This is a genomic window from Lactobacillus johnsonii ATCC 33200, from assembly GCF_000159355.1.
In the GTDB taxonomy this organism is placed as follows: domain Bacteria; phylum Bacillota; class Bacilli; order Lactobacillales; family Lactobacillaceae; genus Lactobacillus; species Lactobacillus johnsonii.
In genome coordinates this window covers 339,978-357,822 of the sequence record NZ_GG670120.1, presented here as the reverse complement: position 1 = coordinate 357,822, position 17,845 = coordinate 339,978, and the positions used below count along the sequence as shown (strand labels likewise).

The 17,845-nt window shown below is 35.2% G+C and carries 18 protein-coding genes; 2 read left to right on the top strand and 16 right to left on the bottom strand.

From position 1 onward, the window contains the following. Positions 1 to 2 precede the first annotated feature (2 nt). Positions 3 to 1,682: a ribonuclease J1 gene (rnjA, locus tag HMPREF0528_RS01785; RefSeq protein ID WP_004894288.1), complete on the top strand. Its 1,680-nt coding sequence runs from the start codon at positions 3 to 5 to the stop codon at positions 1,680 to 1,682. Positions 1,683 to 1,730: 48 nt separating this feature from the next. Next, on the top strand, positions 1,731 to 2,639 hold the full coding sequence (locus tag HMPREF0528_RS01780; RefSeq protein ID WP_034525060.1) for a diacylglycerol/lipid kinase family protein: 909 nt from the start codon (positions 1,731 to 1,733) through the stop codon (positions 2,637 to 2,639). A 65-nt stretch (positions 2,640 to 2,704) separates the two neighbouring features. On the opposite strand, the gene recD2 is transcribed toward HMPREF0528_RS01780, so the two are convergent. The 16 genes from recD2 to ftsZ all read right to left on the bottom strand — a co-directional run bounded on the left by recD2 (position 2,705) and on the right by ftsZ (position 17,834). Then, complete coding sequence (recD2, locus tag HMPREF0528_RS01775) at positions 2,705 to 5,080, bottom strand: SF1B family DNA helicase RecD2 (protein ID WP_004894284.1); 2,376 nt, start codon at positions 5,078 to 5,080, stop codon at positions 2,705 to 2,707. Next, a complete protein-coding gene (locus HMPREF0528_RS01770) occupies positions 5,067 to 5,711 on the bottom strand; it encodes a tetratricopeptide repeat protein (RefSeq protein WP_004894282.1) in 645 nt (214 codons plus the stop codon). The genes recD2 and HMPREF0528_RS01770 overlap by 14 nt, the downstream gene beginning before the upstream one ends. Before the next feature lies 1 nt (position 5,712). Continuing rightward, a complete protein-coding gene (locus tag HMPREF0528_RS01765; RefSeq protein WP_004894281.1) occupies positions 5,713 to 6,372 on the bottom strand; it encodes a histidine phosphatase family protein in 660 nt (219 codons plus the stop codon). Between the two features lie 103 nt (positions 6,373 to 6,475). Continuing rightward, positions 6,476 to 7,603: a tRNA 2-thiouridine(34) synthase MnmA gene (gene mnmA, locus HMPREF0528_RS01760; RefSeq protein ID WP_034525059.1), complete on the bottom strand. Its 1,128-nt coding sequence runs from the start codon at positions 7,601 to 7,603 to the stop codon at positions 6,476 to 6,478. A 17-nt stretch (positions 7,604 to 7,620) separates the two neighbouring features. Continuing rightward, positions 7,621 to 7,956 (bottom strand): DUF1831 domain-containing protein, encoded by a 336-nt coding sequence (locus HMPREF0528_RS01755; protein WP_004894277.1) that lies wholly within the window; start codon positions 7,954 to 7,956, stop codon positions 7,621 to 7,623. Positions 7,957 to 8,059: 103 nt separating this feature from the next. Next, complete coding sequence (locus HMPREF0528_RS01750; RefSeq protein WP_004894275.1) at positions 8,060 to 9,214, bottom strand: cysteine desulfurase family protein; 1,155 nt, start codon at positions 9,212 to 9,214, stop codon at positions 8,060 to 8,062. Positions 9,215 to 9,315: 101 nt separating this feature from the next. Continuing rightward, positions 9,316 to 10,017, bottom strand: coding sequence for a 5'-methylthioadenosine/adenosylhomocysteine nucleosidase (locus HMPREF0528_RS01745; RefSeq protein WP_004894273.1), 702 nt, complete (start codon positions 10,015 to 10,017; stop codon positions 9,316 to 9,318). Between the two features lie 15 nt (positions 10,018 to 10,032). Further along, positions 10,033 to 10,323 carry a hypothetical protein gene (locus HMPREF0528_RS01740; protein ID WP_004894269.1) on the bottom strand — a complete coding sequence of 97 codons (291 nt, stop codon included), beginning with the start codon at positions 10,321 to 10,323 and terminating at the stop codon, positions 10,033 to 10,035. Further along, the gene (locus HMPREF0528_RS01735) at positions 10,316 to 10,879 is read right to left on the bottom strand and encodes an NUDIX hydrolase (RefSeq protein WP_004894261.1); all 564 of its coding nucleotides are present in this window, start codon (positions 10,877 to 10,879) and stop codon (positions 10,316 to 10,318) included. Before HMPREF0528_RS01735 ends, HMPREF0528_RS01740 begins: the two co-directional genes overlap by 8 nt. Before the next feature lie 13 nt (positions 10,880 to 10,892). Next, positions 10,893 to 11,102: a cold-shock protein gene (locus tag HMPREF0528_RS01730; RefSeq protein ID WP_004894259.1), complete on the bottom strand. Its 210-nt coding sequence runs from the start codon at positions 11,100 to 11,102 to the stop codon at positions 10,893 to 10,895. Beyond that, positions 11,102 to 13,888, bottom strand: a complete 2,787-nt coding sequence (gene ileS, locus HMPREF0528_RS01725) for an isoleucine--tRNA ligase (protein ID WP_034525056.1) — start codon at positions 13,886 to 13,888, stop codon at positions 11,102 to 11,104. Before ileS ends, HMPREF0528_RS01730 begins: the two co-directional genes overlap by 1 nt. A gap of 228 nt (positions 13,889 to 14,116) precedes the next feature. Next, positions 14,117 to 14,905, bottom strand: coding sequence for a DivIVA domain-containing protein (locus HMPREF0528_RS01720; protein WP_004894255.1), 789 nt, complete (start codon positions 14,903 to 14,905; stop codon positions 14,117 to 14,119). A gap of 4 nt (positions 14,906 to 14,909) precedes the next feature. Continuing rightward, positions 14,910 to 15,707, bottom strand: coding sequence for a YlmH family RNA-binding protein (locus tag HMPREF0528_RS01715; RefSeq protein ID WP_004894253.1), 798 nt, complete (start codon positions 15,705 to 15,707; stop codon positions 14,910 to 14,912). A gap of 1 nt (position 15,708) precedes the next feature. After that, positions 15,709 to 16,005 (bottom strand): YggT family protein, encoded by a 297-nt coding sequence (locus HMPREF0528_RS01710; RefSeq protein ID WP_004894252.1) that lies wholly within the window; start codon positions 16,003 to 16,005, stop codon positions 15,709 to 15,711. Next, positions 16,005 to 16,439 carry a cell division protein SepF gene (locus tag HMPREF0528_RS01705; protein WP_004894250.1) on the bottom strand — a complete coding sequence of 145 codons (435 nt, stop codon included), beginning with the start codon at positions 16,437 to 16,439 and terminating at the stop codon, positions 16,005 to 16,007. Before HMPREF0528_RS01705 ends, HMPREF0528_RS01710 begins: the two co-directional genes overlap by 1 nt. Before the next feature lie 18 nt (positions 16,440 to 16,457). Beyond that, on the bottom strand, positions 16,458 to 17,834 hold the full coding sequence (ftsZ, locus tag HMPREF0528_RS01700; RefSeq protein ID WP_004894248.1) for a cell division protein FtsZ: 1,377 nt from the start codon (positions 17,832 to 17,834) through the stop codon (positions 16,458 to 16,460). Positions 17,835 to 17,845: the final 11 nt, after the last annotated feature.

Sequence of the window (17,845 nt, the reverse complement as noted above, 5' to 3'; positions counted from 1 at the left end):
CCTTGAAATTAAAGAATAACGAAGTCGGCGTTTACGCTATAGGGGGTCTAGGCGAAATCGGCCGTAATATGTACTGCGTTGAGTACCAAGATGAAATTATCATCATGGACTGCGGTATCAAATTCCCTGAAGACGATATGATGGGAATTAATTATGTTATCTCAGACTATTCCTACTTAGCTAAGAATAGAAAAAAAATTAAAGCATTAGTTGTTACGCACGGACATGAAGACCACATCGGGGGAATTCCTTACCTTTTAAAGAAAATTCCTGAAATTCCTGTCTATGCTACTCCATTTGCTTTAGCCTTAATTCGAGGAAAACTTGATGAACATGGAATTTTAAATTCTAGTGAACTTCATGAAGAACATGAAGATACTGTTTTAAAATTCGATAAATTATCAGTAAGTTTCTTCAGAACCACTCACTCAATTCCGGATACTCTAGGAATTGCAGTTCATACTCCTGAAGGAGCCGTTCTATTTACTGGAGACTTTAAATTTGACTTAACTCCAGTTATGAATCAACCAGCTCCTGATTTCCAAGAGATGGCTAAGCTTGGAAAAGAAGGCGTCTTAGCCCTTTTATCTGACTCCACTAATGCAGAGGTTCCTACATTTACAAAGTCAGAACGATTTGTTGCTCATTCATTACACGACATCATTACTGGAATTAAAGGCAGAATTATTTTTGCCACTTTTGCTTCTAATCTTTACCGTGTATCAACTGCGATCAAAGCCGCTGTTGATACCGGAAGAAAAGTAGCTATCTTTGGTCGTTCAATGGAAAATGGGGTTCAAAATGGTATTGATCTTGGCTACTTAGATATTCCTGAAGGAACCTTAGTTGATGCTAATGAAATTAACCATACTCCACCAGAAAAGGCAATGATCTTATGTACTGGTTCTCAAGGTGAACCTCTTGCTGCTCTTTCAAGAATTGCAGATGGAACTCACCGTCAGATTTCATTACAACCAGGCGACACCGTCATCTTTTCTTCTAATCCAATTCCAGGTAACACTACTAGCGTTAACCACCTAATTAATAAGTTAACTGAAGCTGGTGCGAATGTTGTTCACGGCAAGATTCACAATGTCCACACTTCTGGACATGCTGGCCAAGAAGAACAAAAAATGATGATTGAGTTAACTAAACCTGAATACTTCATTCCAGTTCATGGTGAATATAGAATGCAAGTAGTTCATACTGAAACTGCTCAATCTACTGGTATGCCTAAAGATCATACTTTTGTTCTTAAAAATGGGGATGTCCTTGCTTTGACGAGAGATTCTTCTAGAATCGCTGGTCACATTAATATACCAGATGTCTTTGTTGATACTTCTGGTAGCGATGATGTTGGTAATATCGTTGTTCGTGACCGTCAAATCTTAGCTGAAGAAGGTCTTGTAGTAGTAGTAGCAACTGTTGACTACAAGCACCAACGCGTTCTTGCAGGGCCAGACATTTTGAGTCGTGGTTTTGTCTACATGCGTGAATCAACAGAATTGATTAGTCAAGCTCAGAAACATGTCTACCATGTTCTTAAGACAGAAATGGCGAAAGACCCACAACCGAAAGAAAATGAAATTAGAAAGGCAATTATTGAGAATCTTCAAGATTTCCTATATTCAAAGACTGAAAGAAGACCAATGATTTTGCCAATGCTAATTGAAAAGAAATAAAATAAGCCCCAAATGGGGCTTATTTTTTTATTACCTAGGCACAAAATAATGGCAAAGATTCATTTACTTGTAAACCTAAAATCTGGGAGCAACAGAGGCGAAAAAGCTCTCAAGAAAATTGAAACTGTACTTAAAAATGAAAAAATGGACTATGACATTCATATCTCCAATTATCCGGGACAATTGGTTCCACTTGCAACCAAGGTAGCCAATGAAATTAATTCCGGAACTGAATATGTTATTGTAGTTGGTGGCGATGGTTCTCTAAACCAAGCTTTAAACGGTGTTAAAAATTCAGACCATCCTAATACTCCTCTTGCCTACTTCCCAGCAGGCACTGGAAATGATTTTGCTAGAGCAGCTAAACTTGAAACAGATTCTCTAAAATTGATTAGACATCTAAAGAATAATCCGATCATTACTAAAGTAGATTGCGGAAAATACCATGATCTAATTAACGGTGAGACAAGATACTTTGTTAACAATTTAGGAATTGATTTTGATGCTTATGTAGTTAATAAAACGAACCACTCAAAACTAAAAACTAAATTTAATAAAATTAATATAGGTAACTTAACTTACGGAATTAATATTGTTCAAGCACTCAAGGGACAAGACAATTTTAAAGTCAGAGTTTCGACTAATGGTCACACCTCTTACTATGAACACGCCTATTTAGTTACTACTACTAACCATCCCTACTTCGGTGGCAGCGTACCAATCTTACCGATTGCTAGCATTTATAATCACCAATTAGATATTGCAATTGTAGAAAAGCCAAATTTGGCAAAATTTATTTATCTATTTTCCAAGTTACTCATCAATGGATCACATATGAAAAGTAAACAATTTCATTATTTTGAATCCTCTGCAATTGAAGTTAAAACTGATGATCCTGAGTACGATCAACTTGATGGAGAAGAACTATCAAAAAGAAAGTTTCATCTAAAATTTTAAGTGGATCATTTTGATTTTTTGCAATAAACGACAAATAGCCAGCTCATAATGAGCTGGCTATTTTGCTATCTTTTTTCTTCTAATTTAATATCTTCCATTCCAATCATTGGATCAATCTGTCCAGAATAAATTAGCTCAGGAGTCAAAACATAATCTTCTGGCTCAACATTTTCTTCTTTAACTTCAGTTTTAGTTTTTTCTTGTTCCGCATTTACATTTGAAGTATTTTCAACTTCTTTTAGACCTAACTCATGCCTAATTTTAGCTGCTAACTCAGTCTTACGATCATTACCTGGAGTACGCAATGCCATAATATACGCCTTTTTTTCTCCTACCATAACTAGGTTTTTTTCGGCACGAGTAATGGCGGTATATAACAAATTCCGCCTCAACATCATATAATTTTGCATCGTAAGGTTTAAAATTACTAACGGAAATTCTGATCCTTGGGACTTATGGATGGTAATGGCATACGCACGGGTAATATCATTTAAGTCTTTAATACCAAATTCTATTTCACGACCATCAAAATCAGCAATTAATATTTTGGCTTTATCATCAGGATTAAGGCCAATAATTTTACCAATTTGACCATTATAAATATCTTTTTCTGGATTATTTTGTAATTGTAGAATTCGGTCCCCGATTCTAAAACTTTCATTGTGAGCTTCAATTACTTTAGTTTCTGCTGATAGTGGATTCATCACATCCTGCAAAATATCATTCAAGTGAGTAATTCCACCTTGACCGTTGTACATTGCTCCCAGAACTTGAACATCATCCTTTTTGAAACCACGTTTAATAGCCAAATTTACGATTTGATCGATTGCATCCCCCACCAAGCTTGGTTGACATGGAATAAAGGAATAGTTTTTAGTTTTATTAAAAATAGTCTCTTCTGCTTCTTCATCATTAATTGCATGGGCCAACTTAATAATCGAGGAGTCTTCTCCCTGTCTATGAATCACTTGCAATCGTGTCGTGGGAAAGGCTCCTGAACTTATCAAATCACTAAAAACATTCCCTGCTCCAACTGAAGGAAGCTGGTCTTTGTCCCCAACAAAAACTATCCTCTTTGTTGAATTAATACCGGATAAAAGCTGTTTAAAGAGAAACATATCAACCATCGACATTTCATCAATAATTAAGATCTCACCGTTTAATTCGTTTACATCAGTTGCTTCATTTTCACCGATGCCTAACCCTAATAAACGGTGAATGGTTTTTGCTGAAATATCTGTAACCTCGCTCATTCGCTTGGCTGCTCGACCCGTTGGTGCAGCAAGTAAAAATGGTGGATCATCGCTATACAAAGCTGCACTTGGAATTTCCGCAAGTTCCTTTAAACACATTAAAATTCCATTGATAATTGTCGTTTTACCAGTACCAGGACCACCAGTAAGAATCGAAATTGGATTATTTAGCGCGTTTTTAATTGCATTTTTTTGAGTATCATCATATTCAATTTCAAGTGTTTCTTCGACATGTTTTATTGCTTTTTCAATATCGCTATCATCAAATTCTTCTTTTTCGACTTGATTATTAACTACATGTTTTAATTCAGTTGCTATATCAAGTTCAGTTTGAAAAATTGTCTGCAAAGCTGCCTTATCACCTGAAACAACAACTTTTCCTTGCCTTTGAAGTTCATTAACACTATTAGCAAGCTCATCATAAGAGGTAGATTGAACTAAATCATAAGCTTGTGTTAATAATTCATCAAGTGCAACATAAGTATCTCCCAAGGTATTAAGCGCAGTCTGTAAAATACTTAGAAGTGCTCCTCTAACTCTCCTAGGATCATTTAGTTCAATTCCTAGTAGCTGTCCCATATTATCCGCAGTTTTAAAACCAAAGCCACGAACTTCACCCAGAGCTTGGTAAGGGTCTTCCTCCAATTTCTTCAAGGAATCACCATGATATACTTTATAAATATTACCAGCTACTTTTTTGTTAATCCCATATCTAGCCAGCTTAATTACAATCTCTGAAAAAGAATCCATTTGATTGATTCCAGATAATAAGCTATCTTTTTGCTTTTGAGTTAAATCAAGATTGTCAATTTCGGTTGGATTCGACTTAATCAGATCTAAAGCATTTGTTCCTAAACTATCAATGATCTTTTCAGCAGCCCTCTTACCAATTCCAGGAAACTTATCAGAACTAAGGTATTTAGCTAAACTACCCTGTTCATGAGGCAAAACTGGTTCATAAGAACTTATACGAAATTGTTTACCAAATTTTTCGTGTACAACAATATTACCGGTAAATTTATAGGTTGATCCAATTTGAATATCCCCAAAATTTCCAGTTACTCGGATATTATCACGATCGTAATCAGGTAATTTACTGATTAAATCTACATCAATAATCTTGAAAAGATCTTGATTGTTTTCAAAAACAATTCCATTTATTCGTCCAGTAAAACTAGTTTCTGCCATTTTTACCTCTAATCAATTTTGCTACCGCATTATATTGCTTTTGTGCTTGAGCAAAATATTTGGGATCTTGATTTTTTGATAATTTAAAATATTTTTCTGCTTCATCAGGATCAGTATCAAATAAAGTTAACCCCAATAAAAAATTAACTTTTGCATTTCTCTGGTCTTCTGAAACTTTCTTATAAGTTTGATTTGCAGATTTTAAATCACCCAAACTAAGCCAAATATCACCAATTAATTCTAAAGTTCGTTCATCCTGATTCTTTAAAGTTAAGGCATAGGCTAGTGCCTTTTGATACTGCCCTAATTTCATAAAGATCAAAGCTTTTTGATACATTGTCTCTTCATCATCTGCAATGGAGCTAAGCAACGTAAGCGACTTGGCAAAATCTCCTTGCATGTAGTAGCAGACAGCAATGTTATAGGTTAGATCTTCAGGATGCTTAACAAGGCCACGAGCTTTTTCTAACAGTTCTAGCGCCTGATCAGCAGCATTTTGTTCAATTAAATAAGTTGAAAGTTGCAAATAATTCTCAATATCCTGGGGATGCTTGTTTATCTTTTCAATTAATAAATGTATAGCTTTATCTACATTGCCAGCATCATATAAGTTGGCTATCTTTTTATCCATTTTAAATTGTATCCCTACTAGTAATTTTTCGATCTAGGTAGCTTGTTTCATTCCACGCTACTTCATCAAAAGTCTTTCCACGATCTTCTGTATCAAGAATGGTAAGACTTGTATTAGTTAAGCCGCCACGCTTTCTAATATCGGCAATATCGTACCCCTCTAGAGTTCTAATTAAGGCACACAAGGCAGCCCCATGACTTACTAATAATACTTTATCATCCTTGTTAGGATATCTTTTTACAATATCAGCAATCAATTTCTTTCCACGTTCTATCATATGGTCAAAATTTTCACCATGGAAAGTTGATGGATCATAACGATCAGGAAAATACCGAAATGCTTTTATTTGATCTGGATATTTACTTTCAGCATCAACAAATTTCATTCCTTCCAGATCCCCTAAATTGAATTCTTTTAAACGGTCGTCAACAATGACTGGTACAGTAATTCCCATATCATCTCTAAGCATTACTGCAGTTGTTAATGCTCGCTGTAAAGGACTAGAATAAAAAGCTCTAAACTTTGTTCCTTTTAAGTATCCAGCTAATTTTTTGATATCTTCGTAACTTTCAGGCAAAAGAGGTGAATTACCACTACCACCTTGATAGCGTCCTTCTAAGTTCCATTTTGTTTTTCCATGTCTTACAAAATATAATTGCATAATTTGCTTATCCCTCCACTTTTATTACTATTATAAGTTTTAAGAGGAGAAAATAACAGTTTATAAAAATAAAAAAGAAGCCTCAAAAGAGACTTCTTCTAAACTATACTAGTTGTAATTGCTTTTCATTTTGGTATGCACGGTCAATTGTAGCTCCACCTAAGCACTCTTCACCATTGTAGAACACAATAGCTTGTCCAGGAGTAACAGCACGTGCTGGCTCATCAAACTCAACATGAACTGTATTATCCTTTGCACGGTAGTGCATAGTTACACCAACATCAGGTTGGCGGTATCTAAACTTAGCAGTACACTTCAAATCAACGTCGTGATCTGGTTGGCCTGTAAAGAATGATACACCGCTTGCATCTAAGCTAGTAGCATATAAAAGCTTACTGTCATAACCTTGCTCAACAATTAGCTCGTTCTTCTTTAGGTCCTTACCTACTACAAACCATGGATCAGTTGATTCCTTAGTTGAACCTAAACCAAGGCCGGATCTTTGACCAATAGTGTAGTACATTAAACCAGCATGCTCACCAACAACTTTTCCATCTGGAGTAACCATTTTTCCTGATTGAGCTGGTAAAAATTCACTCAAGAACTTTCTAAAGTTACGTTCACCGATGAAACAAATTCCTGTAGAATCCTTCTTTTTAGCAGTTGCTAGACCTGAAGCAATAGCAATTTCACGCACTTGTGGCTTAGTTAAATTAGCAAGTGGGAAAATTACCTTCTTCAATTGATCTTGTGAAAGTTGGTTTAAAAAGTAAGTTTGATCCTTATTGCCATCCTTTGGACGCATCATATGAACAACACCGTTGTCGTCAACTCTTGTTGCTGCATAGTGACCCATTGCAATATAATCCGCATCTAAATCCATTGCGAAATCTAAGAAAGACTTAAATTTTATTTCTTTATTACACATTACATCAGGATTTGGAGTTCTGCCCTTTTTATATTCATCCAAGAAATATTCAAATACGCGATCCCAGTAATCCTTTTCAAAGTTAATAGAATAGTAAGGAATACCGATTTCATCTGCAACTTTTTTTACATCTTCGTAATCCTCAGTTGCCGTACAAACTCCGGAATCATCAGTATCATCCCAATTCTTCATGAAGACGCCGACAACATCAAAGCCTTGTTGTTTGAGTAAAAGTGCAGAAACTGAAGAATCAACTCCACCACTCATACCAACAACGACTCTAATTTTGCTGTTATCTACCATTTTATCCTTTTCTCCTTTTAGCAAGGTGCAATAATTTGGCGATCTTCAAGATCCTTTAAAATGAAGTTAAGCAGTTCAACCATTGGCGCTAGTTGTTTATTCTTAAAAATATTAACCTTTTGCAAACCATTAGTATCTGTAACTACCATTGTTAAATGATCTAAATCTTCATTAATTGTTAGCTTTAATTGACAGGTAGCATTATAAGGGGAGTCATTATATAAGGGATGCTTATACATAAAATTACCTCTTTTAGTTTTTGTGAAACCTGCATCAATCAATGCATAACGCTTAATTTCAGGATTAATCGTAAATTTACGATTATCGCCGTTAATAATTACTGTATTTGCCATAAAAATATCACTCTCAATATTATTATCTTATTTTTTGTAAGTGTCAAGTATATGATTTTACTATTATTATACCTTAAGATAAATTCTCAAAAAAATAATTTTACTATTTAGCTAGACGCTTGCACATCTTAACTAAATCTGATGCAAATTCTTGAATTTCTTCTTCAGTATTAAATCTACCAAAGCTAATTCTAATTGATTCTGCAATTCTTGGTGAATCTTCTCCATACATTGCCTGTAATACATGTGAAGGAGTAAGAGAACCCGCTGTACAGGCAGAACCACCGGAAACAGCATATCCACTTAAGTCTAAATTAGTTAGAGCCGAGTAAGTACCTACACCTTTTAACCATAAGTTCAAAACGTGATGGGATACTTCGCCTTCAAGAGTACCATTAATTTCATAATCAATTTGATTTTTATCAAGTTCATCCAAAATTATTTTTTGAAAGTTTTGGTACTTCTCTTGCAGCTTCTGCTTATCCATTTCATTTAGTTCTTGAGCAGCTATACCAAAGCCAGCAATACCTGGTACATTTTCCGTTCCTGGACGGCGTTTAGTTTCTTGTTCGCCTCCTAAAAGTAGATTACTTACTTTTAGACCATCTTTTTCATAAAGAAAACCTAAAAACTTTGGTCCATTAACTTTATGAGCAGAAGTTGATAATAAGTCGATGTTCATTTCTTTAACATCAATCTCAATATTTCCGAAGCCTTGTACGTCGTCTACATGAAAATATGCATTAGACTCTTTTACTAATTCACCAATTTCTTTTAACGGCATAATTGATCCAACTTCATTATTAACTGCCATAATAGAAACTAAGATTGTATCTGGTGTTAGCTCTCTCTTCAAGTCGTTTAAATTAATATGGCCGGTTTCATCGACATCAAGATAGACAATTTCGTATCCTTCTTGAGCTAAGCGTTTCATAGGATTTAGGACAGAAGGATGCTCAATTTTAGTAGTAATAATTTTTTTACCAATATCTTTTCTAGAACGTACTGTACCAAAAATAGCAGTATTATTGCTTTCAGAGCCACCACTAGTAAAAATTATTTCCTTATCTTGGGCATTAATTGTTTCTGCTAGTTGATGACGAGCTGTTTCCACTACATGACGTGCCTTACGACCAAATGCGTGTTGACTAGAAGCGTTGCCAAAATCATCAGCCATTTCACTACTAATTTTTTCAATAACTTTTGGATCCATTGGCGTAGTTGCCGCGTTATCTAAGTATACATTTTTCCTAGTCATATTATCTTATAACCTCTTTACTTTCCTTACATTTTGGAAGTGGCTCTTTTATTTTAACATAAAAATAGACTAAGTTACGATGAACTTAGTCTATCAATAGTTTAATCTAAAACCGTTTCTTCAAGATAGGATGCAATTATACTTGCAGCTTTTGCTCCAACTTCCTTGACGAATTTATCAAAGTCATTGTCAGCATTAGCATCTCCATTATCTGAAATAGCACGAATTGCAACCAATGGAGTATTAAAATGTCTAGCTACTTGTGCAAAAGCAGCTCCTTCCATTTCTACTCCCAATGCGTCAGAGAAATTCTTTTTAATCTCATCCTTTTGTGCTTCAGAAGCAATAAAACTATCTCCAGTTACAATCAGTCCTTCTTTAAAAGGAATATCGTGTTCCTTCAAATATGCTGCAAATTTTGCACGGAAGGAATTATCTAGGGTATAGCCTGCAGGCTCTTGTGGAATTTGACCTTCCACGTAGTTACCTGCACTAGTATTATGAGCATCATAGTACATAAACTTATTAGGTAAAATTAAATCTTTTCTCTTTACATCTTCTTGTAGTGATCCAGCAGAGCCAGTCATAAAAATCACGTCAATATCTTCTTTAGTTAACAGGCTGGTCAAATTCATAGCTGCATTAACTTTACCGATTCCACTTAATCCTAAGTAAATGTCATTTTCATTTACTGAAAAATGATCAAATTCAGTTGTGCCAAAGACTTCTTTATTTTCAGACTTAAAATGCTTTTTATAGAATTCTGCTTCTTCTTCCATTGGGACAATAATTGCGATTTTCATTTTTTACCTCTAAATCTAAAGTTTAAACAAAGCGAACAAAACTATAACTAACAAAACAACAACAATTAAAATGGCATAGTTCAGACGCTTTTTTAAACGATCAACCTTATCTTCACGCTTTTCTTTTAAAACACGATTTGCGAGATCCTCTCTTGATTCAAATTTTGAAGAATCTTGAACCTCAACTTTCTGATCACTTGCATCAGTTTGATGCCTATCTCTCTTCAATCGTTTAAAATTATCGAAAATTTTGCTTACTTTTTCTTTTTGTTGTTTTTTACGATAATCTGCTCGTTTTTCAGTCATTACTTTGATTTCCTGTTAAAATCATATTTTCCCAAAATGTAATTGCCATTACAGTTTTTGCATCCATAATTTCTCCAGAAGCAATTAACTGTTTTAATTCTGGCAGACTGTACCATTCTTGAGTTAAAAATTCATCTTCATCAAGAGGACGTTTATTTTCAATTTTTGACAAAGTATCACAATAGAATAAATGAATTTTTTCATCACAAAAACCAACAGATGTATAAAATTCACTTACCTTTTCCCAATACTCGGCCTTGTAGCCACCCTCTTCATTCAGCTCTCTTTTCATTGCATCAAGAGGCGAAGCGTCTGTCTCATCAATTAAACCCGCAGGAATCTCCAAAGTTAATTGTTTAATGGACTCACGCCATTGCTTTACAAGAAGTATTTTTTTCTCATCATTGATGGCAATTGCAGCACTAGCATCAGGATGCTTAACTATCTCACGAGTAGCTGTTTTTCCATTAGGTAAACTAATAGTTTCAACATTTAAATCAATAAGTTTACCCTCGAAAATAGGTTTATTTGAGATTTCAGTTTCTCTCAGATTCACTTAATTTCTCCTTTTAGTCATGATCAACATAAACGTTGATACATTGTAGACCCTTTTTTCCTTGCGCTAATTGATAACGAACTCTTTGACCTACGTTCAGTTTTTTATAACCTTCTTCTTTAATTGACTTATAAAAAACAAAGTAAGATGAATGAGTTAAATCATCCTCAATAAATCCATACGCAGAGTTTGGATCAAATTGTTTAACAGTACCTTTACGCATTATTTTTCTAAACCTTCTTTTTCTGCTTCAGGAAAGTTTTCAGCAACGATAGCTGCACAGCGCGCACATAATTCTGGGAAACGTGGGTCACTACCAACATCGGTTGTAGTACGACGACATCTTGGACAAACTTCACCAGCAGCGTGTTCCACTACAATGGATGCAGTTGGCAATTTTTCAGCATTTTCAGGTGCTTCTTCATCACTAACAGTTAAATCAGAAACAATCAAAATTTGTCTGATATTAGCGTTTAATTTATTGAGAAGTGCCTTCGTTTCTTCAGTTGGGTAGAGAATAACGTGTGCTTCAAATGACTTACCAATTACCTTAGCATTACGTGCTTCCTCAAGTGCCTTCAACACATCTGAACGAACTTTCATAAAGGCATTCCAATCTGCTAAAACTTCATCCTCATTAGCAAAATGGTCTACTTCTGGCATATTAGCAAGTTGAACGTAATCTTCTGGTTCCTTGAGATAACCCCAAACTTCTTCCATAGTATGTGGAAGGATTGGTGTCATCAATTTAGTTAGCTTAACTAAAACATCGTAAATTACAGTTTGCATTGAACGACGAGTTTCACTGTCTTCAGCATCAATGTAAAGAATGTCCTTAGCAAAGTCTAAGTAAAAGGCAGATAAATCATTAGAAATGAAGCTAAATACTTTCTTATAAACACTATTAAAATCAAACTTATTGTATGCTTCAATTGCCTCTTCAATCAAGCGATTTAACTTGATTTCCATATATTGATCTACACCAGACATATCTGGATAAGCAATTGCATCTTCCTTAGGATCAAAGTCAGAAGTATTAGCAAGCATGAAACGCATAGTATTTCTAATCTTACGGTAGCTTTCAGCAGATTGACGTAAAATATCTTGAGAAACTGCTACATCAGAAGTAGTATCTGCTCCGGCAACCCATAAACGAATGATTTCTGCACCCATTTGCTTGATTACATCATTAGGTGAAATTACATTGCCTAATGACTTAGACATCTTGTGTCCCTTGTCATCTAAAACAAAACCTTGAGATAAAACTTGCTTATATGGAGCTTTACCAGTTACAGCAACTGAAGTAATTAAACTTGAGTTAAACCAACCACGGTATTGGTCACTACCTTCAAGATATAAATCTGCTGGGAAACCTAAACCATCACGCTCTTGCATTACACCAGCCCAAGAAGAACCAGAATCAAACCAAACATCTAAGATATCAGTTTCTTTTCTAAACTTACCATTTGGTGAATGTTCTGACTTAAATCCTTCTGGAAGTAGTTCTTCTGCAGTATGAGTGTACCAAGCATTAGAACCTTCTTTTTCAAAGATTTGAGCAACATGTTCAATAGTTTCTGGAGTAACAATTGGAGTATCGTCTTCTGCATAAAAAATTGGAAGTGGTACACCCCATGCACGTTGACGAGAAATTACCCAATCACCACGATCTTTAATCATATTGTAAAGACGAGTCTTACCCCATGTAGGGATGAAATTAGCTTTTTCAATTTCTGCTAAAATTTGATCTCTAAATTTGTCAATTGAAGCAAACCATTGAGTAGTTGCACGGTAAATAACAGGTTTCTTAGTACGCCAGTCGTGTGGGTATGAGTGAGTAAAGAAACTAAGCTTTAAGAGTGCGCCAGCTTTTTCAAGCTTATCGGCAACAACTTTATTAGCATCATCATAAAACATTCCCACTAAGTCTGGATCAGGCACTTCTTTAGTAAATCTACCTTGTGCATCCATTGGACTAAATACTGGTAAGCCATAGCGACGACCTACATTGTAGTCATCTTCACCAAAACCAGTAGCGTTATGAACTAGTCCAGTACCATCATCAGCAGTAACATAAGTATCATTCATTACCAACCCAGTTACATCGTATAGTGGATGTTGGTAAGTCATTCTATCAAAGTCGGTACCCTTTAAGGTCTTAACAACCTTATAATCTTTCCAACCTAAATCTTCAGCAACTGCTGAAAGACGTTGTGAACCGATGACGTACTTTTTGCCATTAACTTCAACTACTGAATAATCAAATTTAGGATTTACAGTAATTCCGACATTACTTGGAATAGTCCAAGGAGTAGTAGTCCAGATTACTAGTGAGGTATCTGAATCTAGAATACCCTTTCCATCTTTAATTGGAAAAGCAACGTAGATTCTTGGTGATTTAATGTCATGATATTCAACTTCAGCTTCAGCTAAAGTGGATTCACTTGACCAGGACCAGTAAACAGGTTTCTTACCCTTATAAATATAACCTTTTTTAAACATTTCACCGAAGACTCTAATTTCTTCAGCTTCAAATTTTGGTTGTAAGGTAATGTAAGGATGATCCCAATCAGCCATTACTCCTAAACGTTTGAAGTCGGCCATTTGTTTTTGAACTTGTTCTTCCGCAAACTGGCGACAAAGTTCTCTATATTTAGCCCGATCCATTGTTTTACGGTCAACGCCCTTTTTGGCTAATTGTTGTTCAACTGGAAGTCCATGAGTATCCCATCCAGGAACATAAGGAGCATAGTAACCATTCATATTTTTAAAACGAACGATAATATCCTTCGAGATCTTATTTAAGGAGTGTCCCATATGAATATTACCATTAGCAAATGGAGGACCATCATGAAGGTCAAAACGGGGTTTGCCTTCATTAAGTTTTAATCTTTGTTCATATAATTTATTTTCTTCCCATTCTTTTTGCCATTCAGCTTCACGAACTGGAAGATTACCGCGCATTTTAAATTTAGTTTTACCTAAATTCAATGTATCTTTGACTCTCATAAAAAATCCTTTCTTAATCAAAAAAAGCTTCATCCCAAATAGGACGAAGCTTCTCGTGGTACCACCTAAATTGAATAGGATAGACTTTACCCTATTCCACTTATTCTCTGTGTATCGTACAGAAAACGTTTAAGTCAATTGGCAGCTGATTAACTTTCGAAAGTTGTTAGTCTTTCACCATCACTAACTCGCTAAGGTATCTACTTGTTGTTACTGTCGACTTAAATTTTAATTATCTTTTACATCATCAGGAAAAATAATTACTGGGCCATCACGACGCTCAGAACTTTCTTCTGTAGCATGTATACTTTCCTTAACAGAGTTTTCTTCATCTAAGAGTTCAGTATTATCTTCCTTTTCTTGAACAGAGTTTACTTCATTTACTGTATTATTGTCAACCTCTGAAATAGCAGAAGTAGTTTCTTCAGCTGGTACTTCATCATCTACCGGACCATCTGGAATAGGATCATCCTCAAGTGGTTGTGAACCGTCAGCTGGATATAAGCGGGAGCGGCCATAGTATTTATCTAGATAATATTGCCAATCAGAATCACTTAATTCTTTGATCTGATCTTTTAACATTTCTTGAACTGCTTCTCTAAAATCTTCTACTTTTGCCTTAAGTAACTCATAATCATGATTTAAGGTATCATATTGTTTTTGAAGGTCAGCTCTTTTTTTCTCACCCTCATCTCGAGCTTTATTAACTATTTCATCAGCGTCTTGGTTAGCTTTTTGAATAATTTCTTGTGCTTCTTTATTTGTTCTTTTTTTAATTTCTTCAGCATTTTCTTGTGCTGAAATTAAAGACTCATTAATCGAATCTTTAACCTTTTCAAATTTATCTACTTTTTTCTTTAGTTCAACATTTTCATTTTTTAAATCAACAATTTGATCGAGTGCATCCCCATATGCATCAACAATTCGATCTAAAAAACCATCTACCTGCTTGGAATCATATCCACGAAGTTTTGTACTAAACTCCTTATTATGGATATCCATTGGCGTTAATGTCATATTATCACCTTTTCTTTGCTTGCCATACTTTTATTTCAAGTCTTTTTTTACCTTTCTTCGTAGTGGCAAGATTAATAATCTCATATCTCCCATAATGGCGAATACTAAGCATATCCTGTACAGAAATAATTATATTAGATTGTGTTACAAGATGCCAATTTAATTTCGCTTCTCCTGCTTCAATAATTTTCTTAACTTGGCTTCTGCTTAAGTTCGTAATCGCACTGATAACAGCATCAAGTCGAAGTGAGATCGCTACTGAAGTCATTTCTTCGCTATCATCTTCCTGCACTAAAACTTTGGATAGGGGCAGTTCAGATAATTTCACTTTTGTTCTTCCAATTCGATCGATTTCCTCAAGAAAATAATCTTTCAATTCGGCTTTAACGAAGAACTGCCAATTTCCGTTTTCATCATTGATAATATCACCAAAAGTATCCAATTCAATTCCTAGGTGCGTCAAAACACCTAAGATTTGACTATGAGTGAGTTCAGACCATTTTTGAGGATAAGCAATTTCTAAAAGCGAAATATTGAATTCATCGGGCTTGTACCCTTCACTCCACTCACATAAAAGCAATCGCTTCTTTTCCGCATTTGAAAAGCCACCAAAGCTGTATAACTGTGCATATCCTCCAACTATTTTTCGAAAAATATATTGTTCTCTAGGATTAAGAAAATCAGTTAAAATAGGTTCATTTTTAAATAAAAACTGATTAAAAAGACCGACGAAATAATCCACCGTCGGTCTTTCACTTTCATCAAAATGTTGATAAAAACTACTAGCTTGTCTTTTTTCCATTTTATCTAATAAACACGTACCTAATTATATTTGCTATCCAATAAAGGACATAATTATTTACAAAATAAATTACTAACAAAGCTACAACGGGAGCAAAAGAAATTCCAGCTATTGGAGGAATAAAACGTTCAAATATCTCCAAATAAGGCTCAACAATTTTCCCTAGTACTCGCCCCACTTTAGTTACAAGTAGTCGTGGGATCCAAGTTAATAAAGTATAGATAACAATTAGAAAGCTATAGATATTTAATAAATCAGAAATAATGCGTAATATCCAGCCTATAATTGAAAATATCATTAATCCATTTTATCTTTCTTTTCAACCAATTCAGCAATTTTACCATCAGTTTCAAATTTTGGTGGAGTTGCTAAGAAGATTTTATCCCCCACACGTTGAATTTCACCATTTAGGGCATAAACAGTACCAGTAATAAAATCAACGATTCTACATGCCTGTTCATCATCCATACGTGCAAAATTAATAATAACAGCCTTGTTATTTAGAAGATTTTGAGCTACTTCTTTTGCATCAGAATATACACGAGGCTCGTATAAAACGATTTTACTCGTAGCACTAACACCAGAATTAATAGAAACAACATTTGCTCTTCTCTCATTTTTTTGAGTTTGAGGGATTTCTTCTTGCTGTTCCTCTGATTCAGTATATGGCACTTCATTCATTTCATCATCTTCAGAGATACCAAAAAATCTACCTAATTTATCGAAAGCCATAATTTCTTCCTCCAAATACTAATCTTGACGACGATGTTTGAAGAATGGAATATCATTATCTGATTCATCATCTACACTAGTTTCAATTTGAGAAATACTAGTGGAGTCGTCTGAACTAAATGAATCAAATTCATCGTCATCTTTTTCTTTATTTTCTACAGGTTGTGGACGATTGTTCTCTTTTCTATCTTGCTTCCAAACGCTTGTAGGGTCAAGTAAAGTATCTTGAGATTCTTTCTTTTCTGCTTTTACTTCAGGAATAGATTGAGTAGGAGCTTGGTGAGAAATAGTATTTTCAACCTTAATTTCGGTATCATCTGCTGAAGCAGGCTTAGATACTTCTGATTGTTCACTCTTTGTAGGTTCTGGAGTTACTACTTCTTGGCGTTCTGGACGTGAAGGACGACGCATTGGTTGTTTTGAAGCTTCTTCCTCAGCCTTTGAGTCAATTCCTGTTGCAATAACAGTAACTACTACTTCATCACCTAAGTTTGCATTGATTGACGTACCAAAGATAATATTTACACCATCTCCAGCAGCTTTTGAAACAATATCAGAAGCATCTTGCGCTTCAAATAAAGTTAAATCTGGTCCACCAGTGATGTTAAGCAGAACTTGCTTAGCACCATCAATTGATACTTCAAGTAATGGAGATGAAATAGCAAGTTTAGTAGCTTCAACTGTTCTGTTTTCTCCGCTAGCACGACCAATTCCCATTAAGGCAGCACCTTGATTTTCCATTACAGTCTTAACATCTGCAAAGTCAAGGTTAACGTAGTCAGTTGAAGTAATTAAATCTGAAATACCTTGGACACCTTGACGAAGAACGTTATCAGCTTCTTTGAACGCATCCATCATTGGTGTCTTCTTATCAACCATTTCTAATAAACGATTATTAGCAATGATAACCAAGGTATCAACATATTGCTTTAATTGAGCAATTCCTTCTGCCGCATTTTTTGAACGTTTTGGACCTTCAAATGTAAAGGGACGAGTAACAACCCCAACAGTTAACGCTCCAGTTTCACGTGCAATCTTTGCAATTACAGGAGCAGCACCAGTTCCAGTACCACCACCCATACCAGCAGTAATAAAGATCATGTCAGCGCCCTTTAAAGAGTCTTCAATTGTTTGTTGGCTCTCTTCAGCAGCTTTTTGACCAACTTCAGGATGAGAACCTGCACCTAACCCACGAGTAAGTTTAGGTCCAAGTTGAATCTTATTTTCTGCTTTATTACTATTAAGAGCTTGTACGTCCGTGTTAGCTGCGATAAAGGAAACTCCCTGTACTCCTTCATCAATCATTCGGTTTACAGCGTTACCACCGGCACCACCAACACCGATTACTTTAATGACTGCGTTTTTGTTGTCATCAGAATCGAAAGTAAAATCCATTTACTAAACCA

Excerpts from the sequence above, each read along its gene's own strand:
- HMPREF0528_RS01745 (WP_004894273.1), bottom strand. The coding sequence starts at position 10,017 with ATGAAAATCGCAATTATTGTCCCAATGGAAGAAGAAGCAGAATTCTAT.
- HMPREF0528_RS01730 (WP_004894259.1), bottom strand. The coding sequence starts at position 11,102 with ATGCGTAAAGGTACTGTTAAACAATTTGATCCAAACTCTGCGTATGGA.
- HMPREF0528_RS01780 (WP_034525060.1), top strand. The coding sequence starts at position 1,731 with ATGGCAAAGATTCATTTACTTGTAAACCTAAAATCTGGGAGCAACAGA.
- recD2 (WP_004894284.1), bottom strand. The coding sequence starts at position 5,080 with ATGGCAGAAACTAGTTTTACTGGACGAATAAATGGAATTGTTTTTGAA.
- HMPREF0528_RS01705 (WP_004894250.1), bottom strand. The coding sequence starts at position 16,439 with ATGGCTTTCGATAAATTAGGTAGATTTTTTGGTATCTCTGAAGATGAT.
- HMPREF0528_RS01765 (WP_004894281.1), bottom strand. The coding sequence starts at position 6,372 with ATGCAATTATATTTTGTAAGACATGGAAAAACAAAATGGAACTTAGAA.
- HMPREF0528_RS01715 (WP_004894253.1), bottom strand. The coding sequence starts at position 15,707 with ATGGAAAAAAGACAAGCTAGTAGTTTTTATCAACATTTTGATGAAAGT.
- HMPREF0528_RS01740 (WP_004894269.1), bottom strand. The coding sequence starts at position 10,323 with ATGACTGAAAAACGAGCAGATTATCGTAAAAAACAACAAAAAGAAAAA.
- HMPREF0528_RS01755 (WP_004894277.1), bottom strand. The coding sequence starts at position 7,956 with ATGGCAAATACAGTAATTATTAACGGCGATAATCGTAAATTTACGATT.
- ftsZ (WP_004894248.1), bottom strand. The coding sequence starts at position 17,834 with ATGGATTTTACTTTCGATTCTGATGACAACAAAAACGCAGTCATTAAA.
- HMPREF0528_RS01750 (WP_004894275.1), bottom strand. The coding sequence starts at position 9,214 with ATGACTAGGAAAAATGTATACTTAGATAACGCGGCAACTACGCCAATG.
- ileS (WP_034525056.1), bottom strand. The coding sequence starts at position 13,888 with ATGAGAGTCAAAGATACATTGAATTTAGGTAAAACTAAATTTAAAATG.
- HMPREF0528_RS01770 (WP_004894282.1), bottom strand. The coding sequence starts at position 5,711 with ATGGATAAAAAGATAGCCAACTTATATGATGCTGGCAATGTAGATAAA.
- mnmA (WP_034525059.1), bottom strand. The coding sequence starts at position 7,603 with ATGGTAGATAACAGCAAAATTAGAGTCGTTGTTGGTATGAGTGGTGGA.
- HMPREF0528_RS01710 (WP_004894252.1), bottom strand. The coding sequence starts at position 16,005 with ATGATATTTTCAATTATAGGCTGGATATTACGCATTATTTCTGATTTA.
- HMPREF0528_RS01720 (WP_004894255.1), bottom strand. The coding sequence starts at position 14,905 with ATGACATTAACGCCAATGGATATCCATAATAAGGAGTTTAGTACAAAA.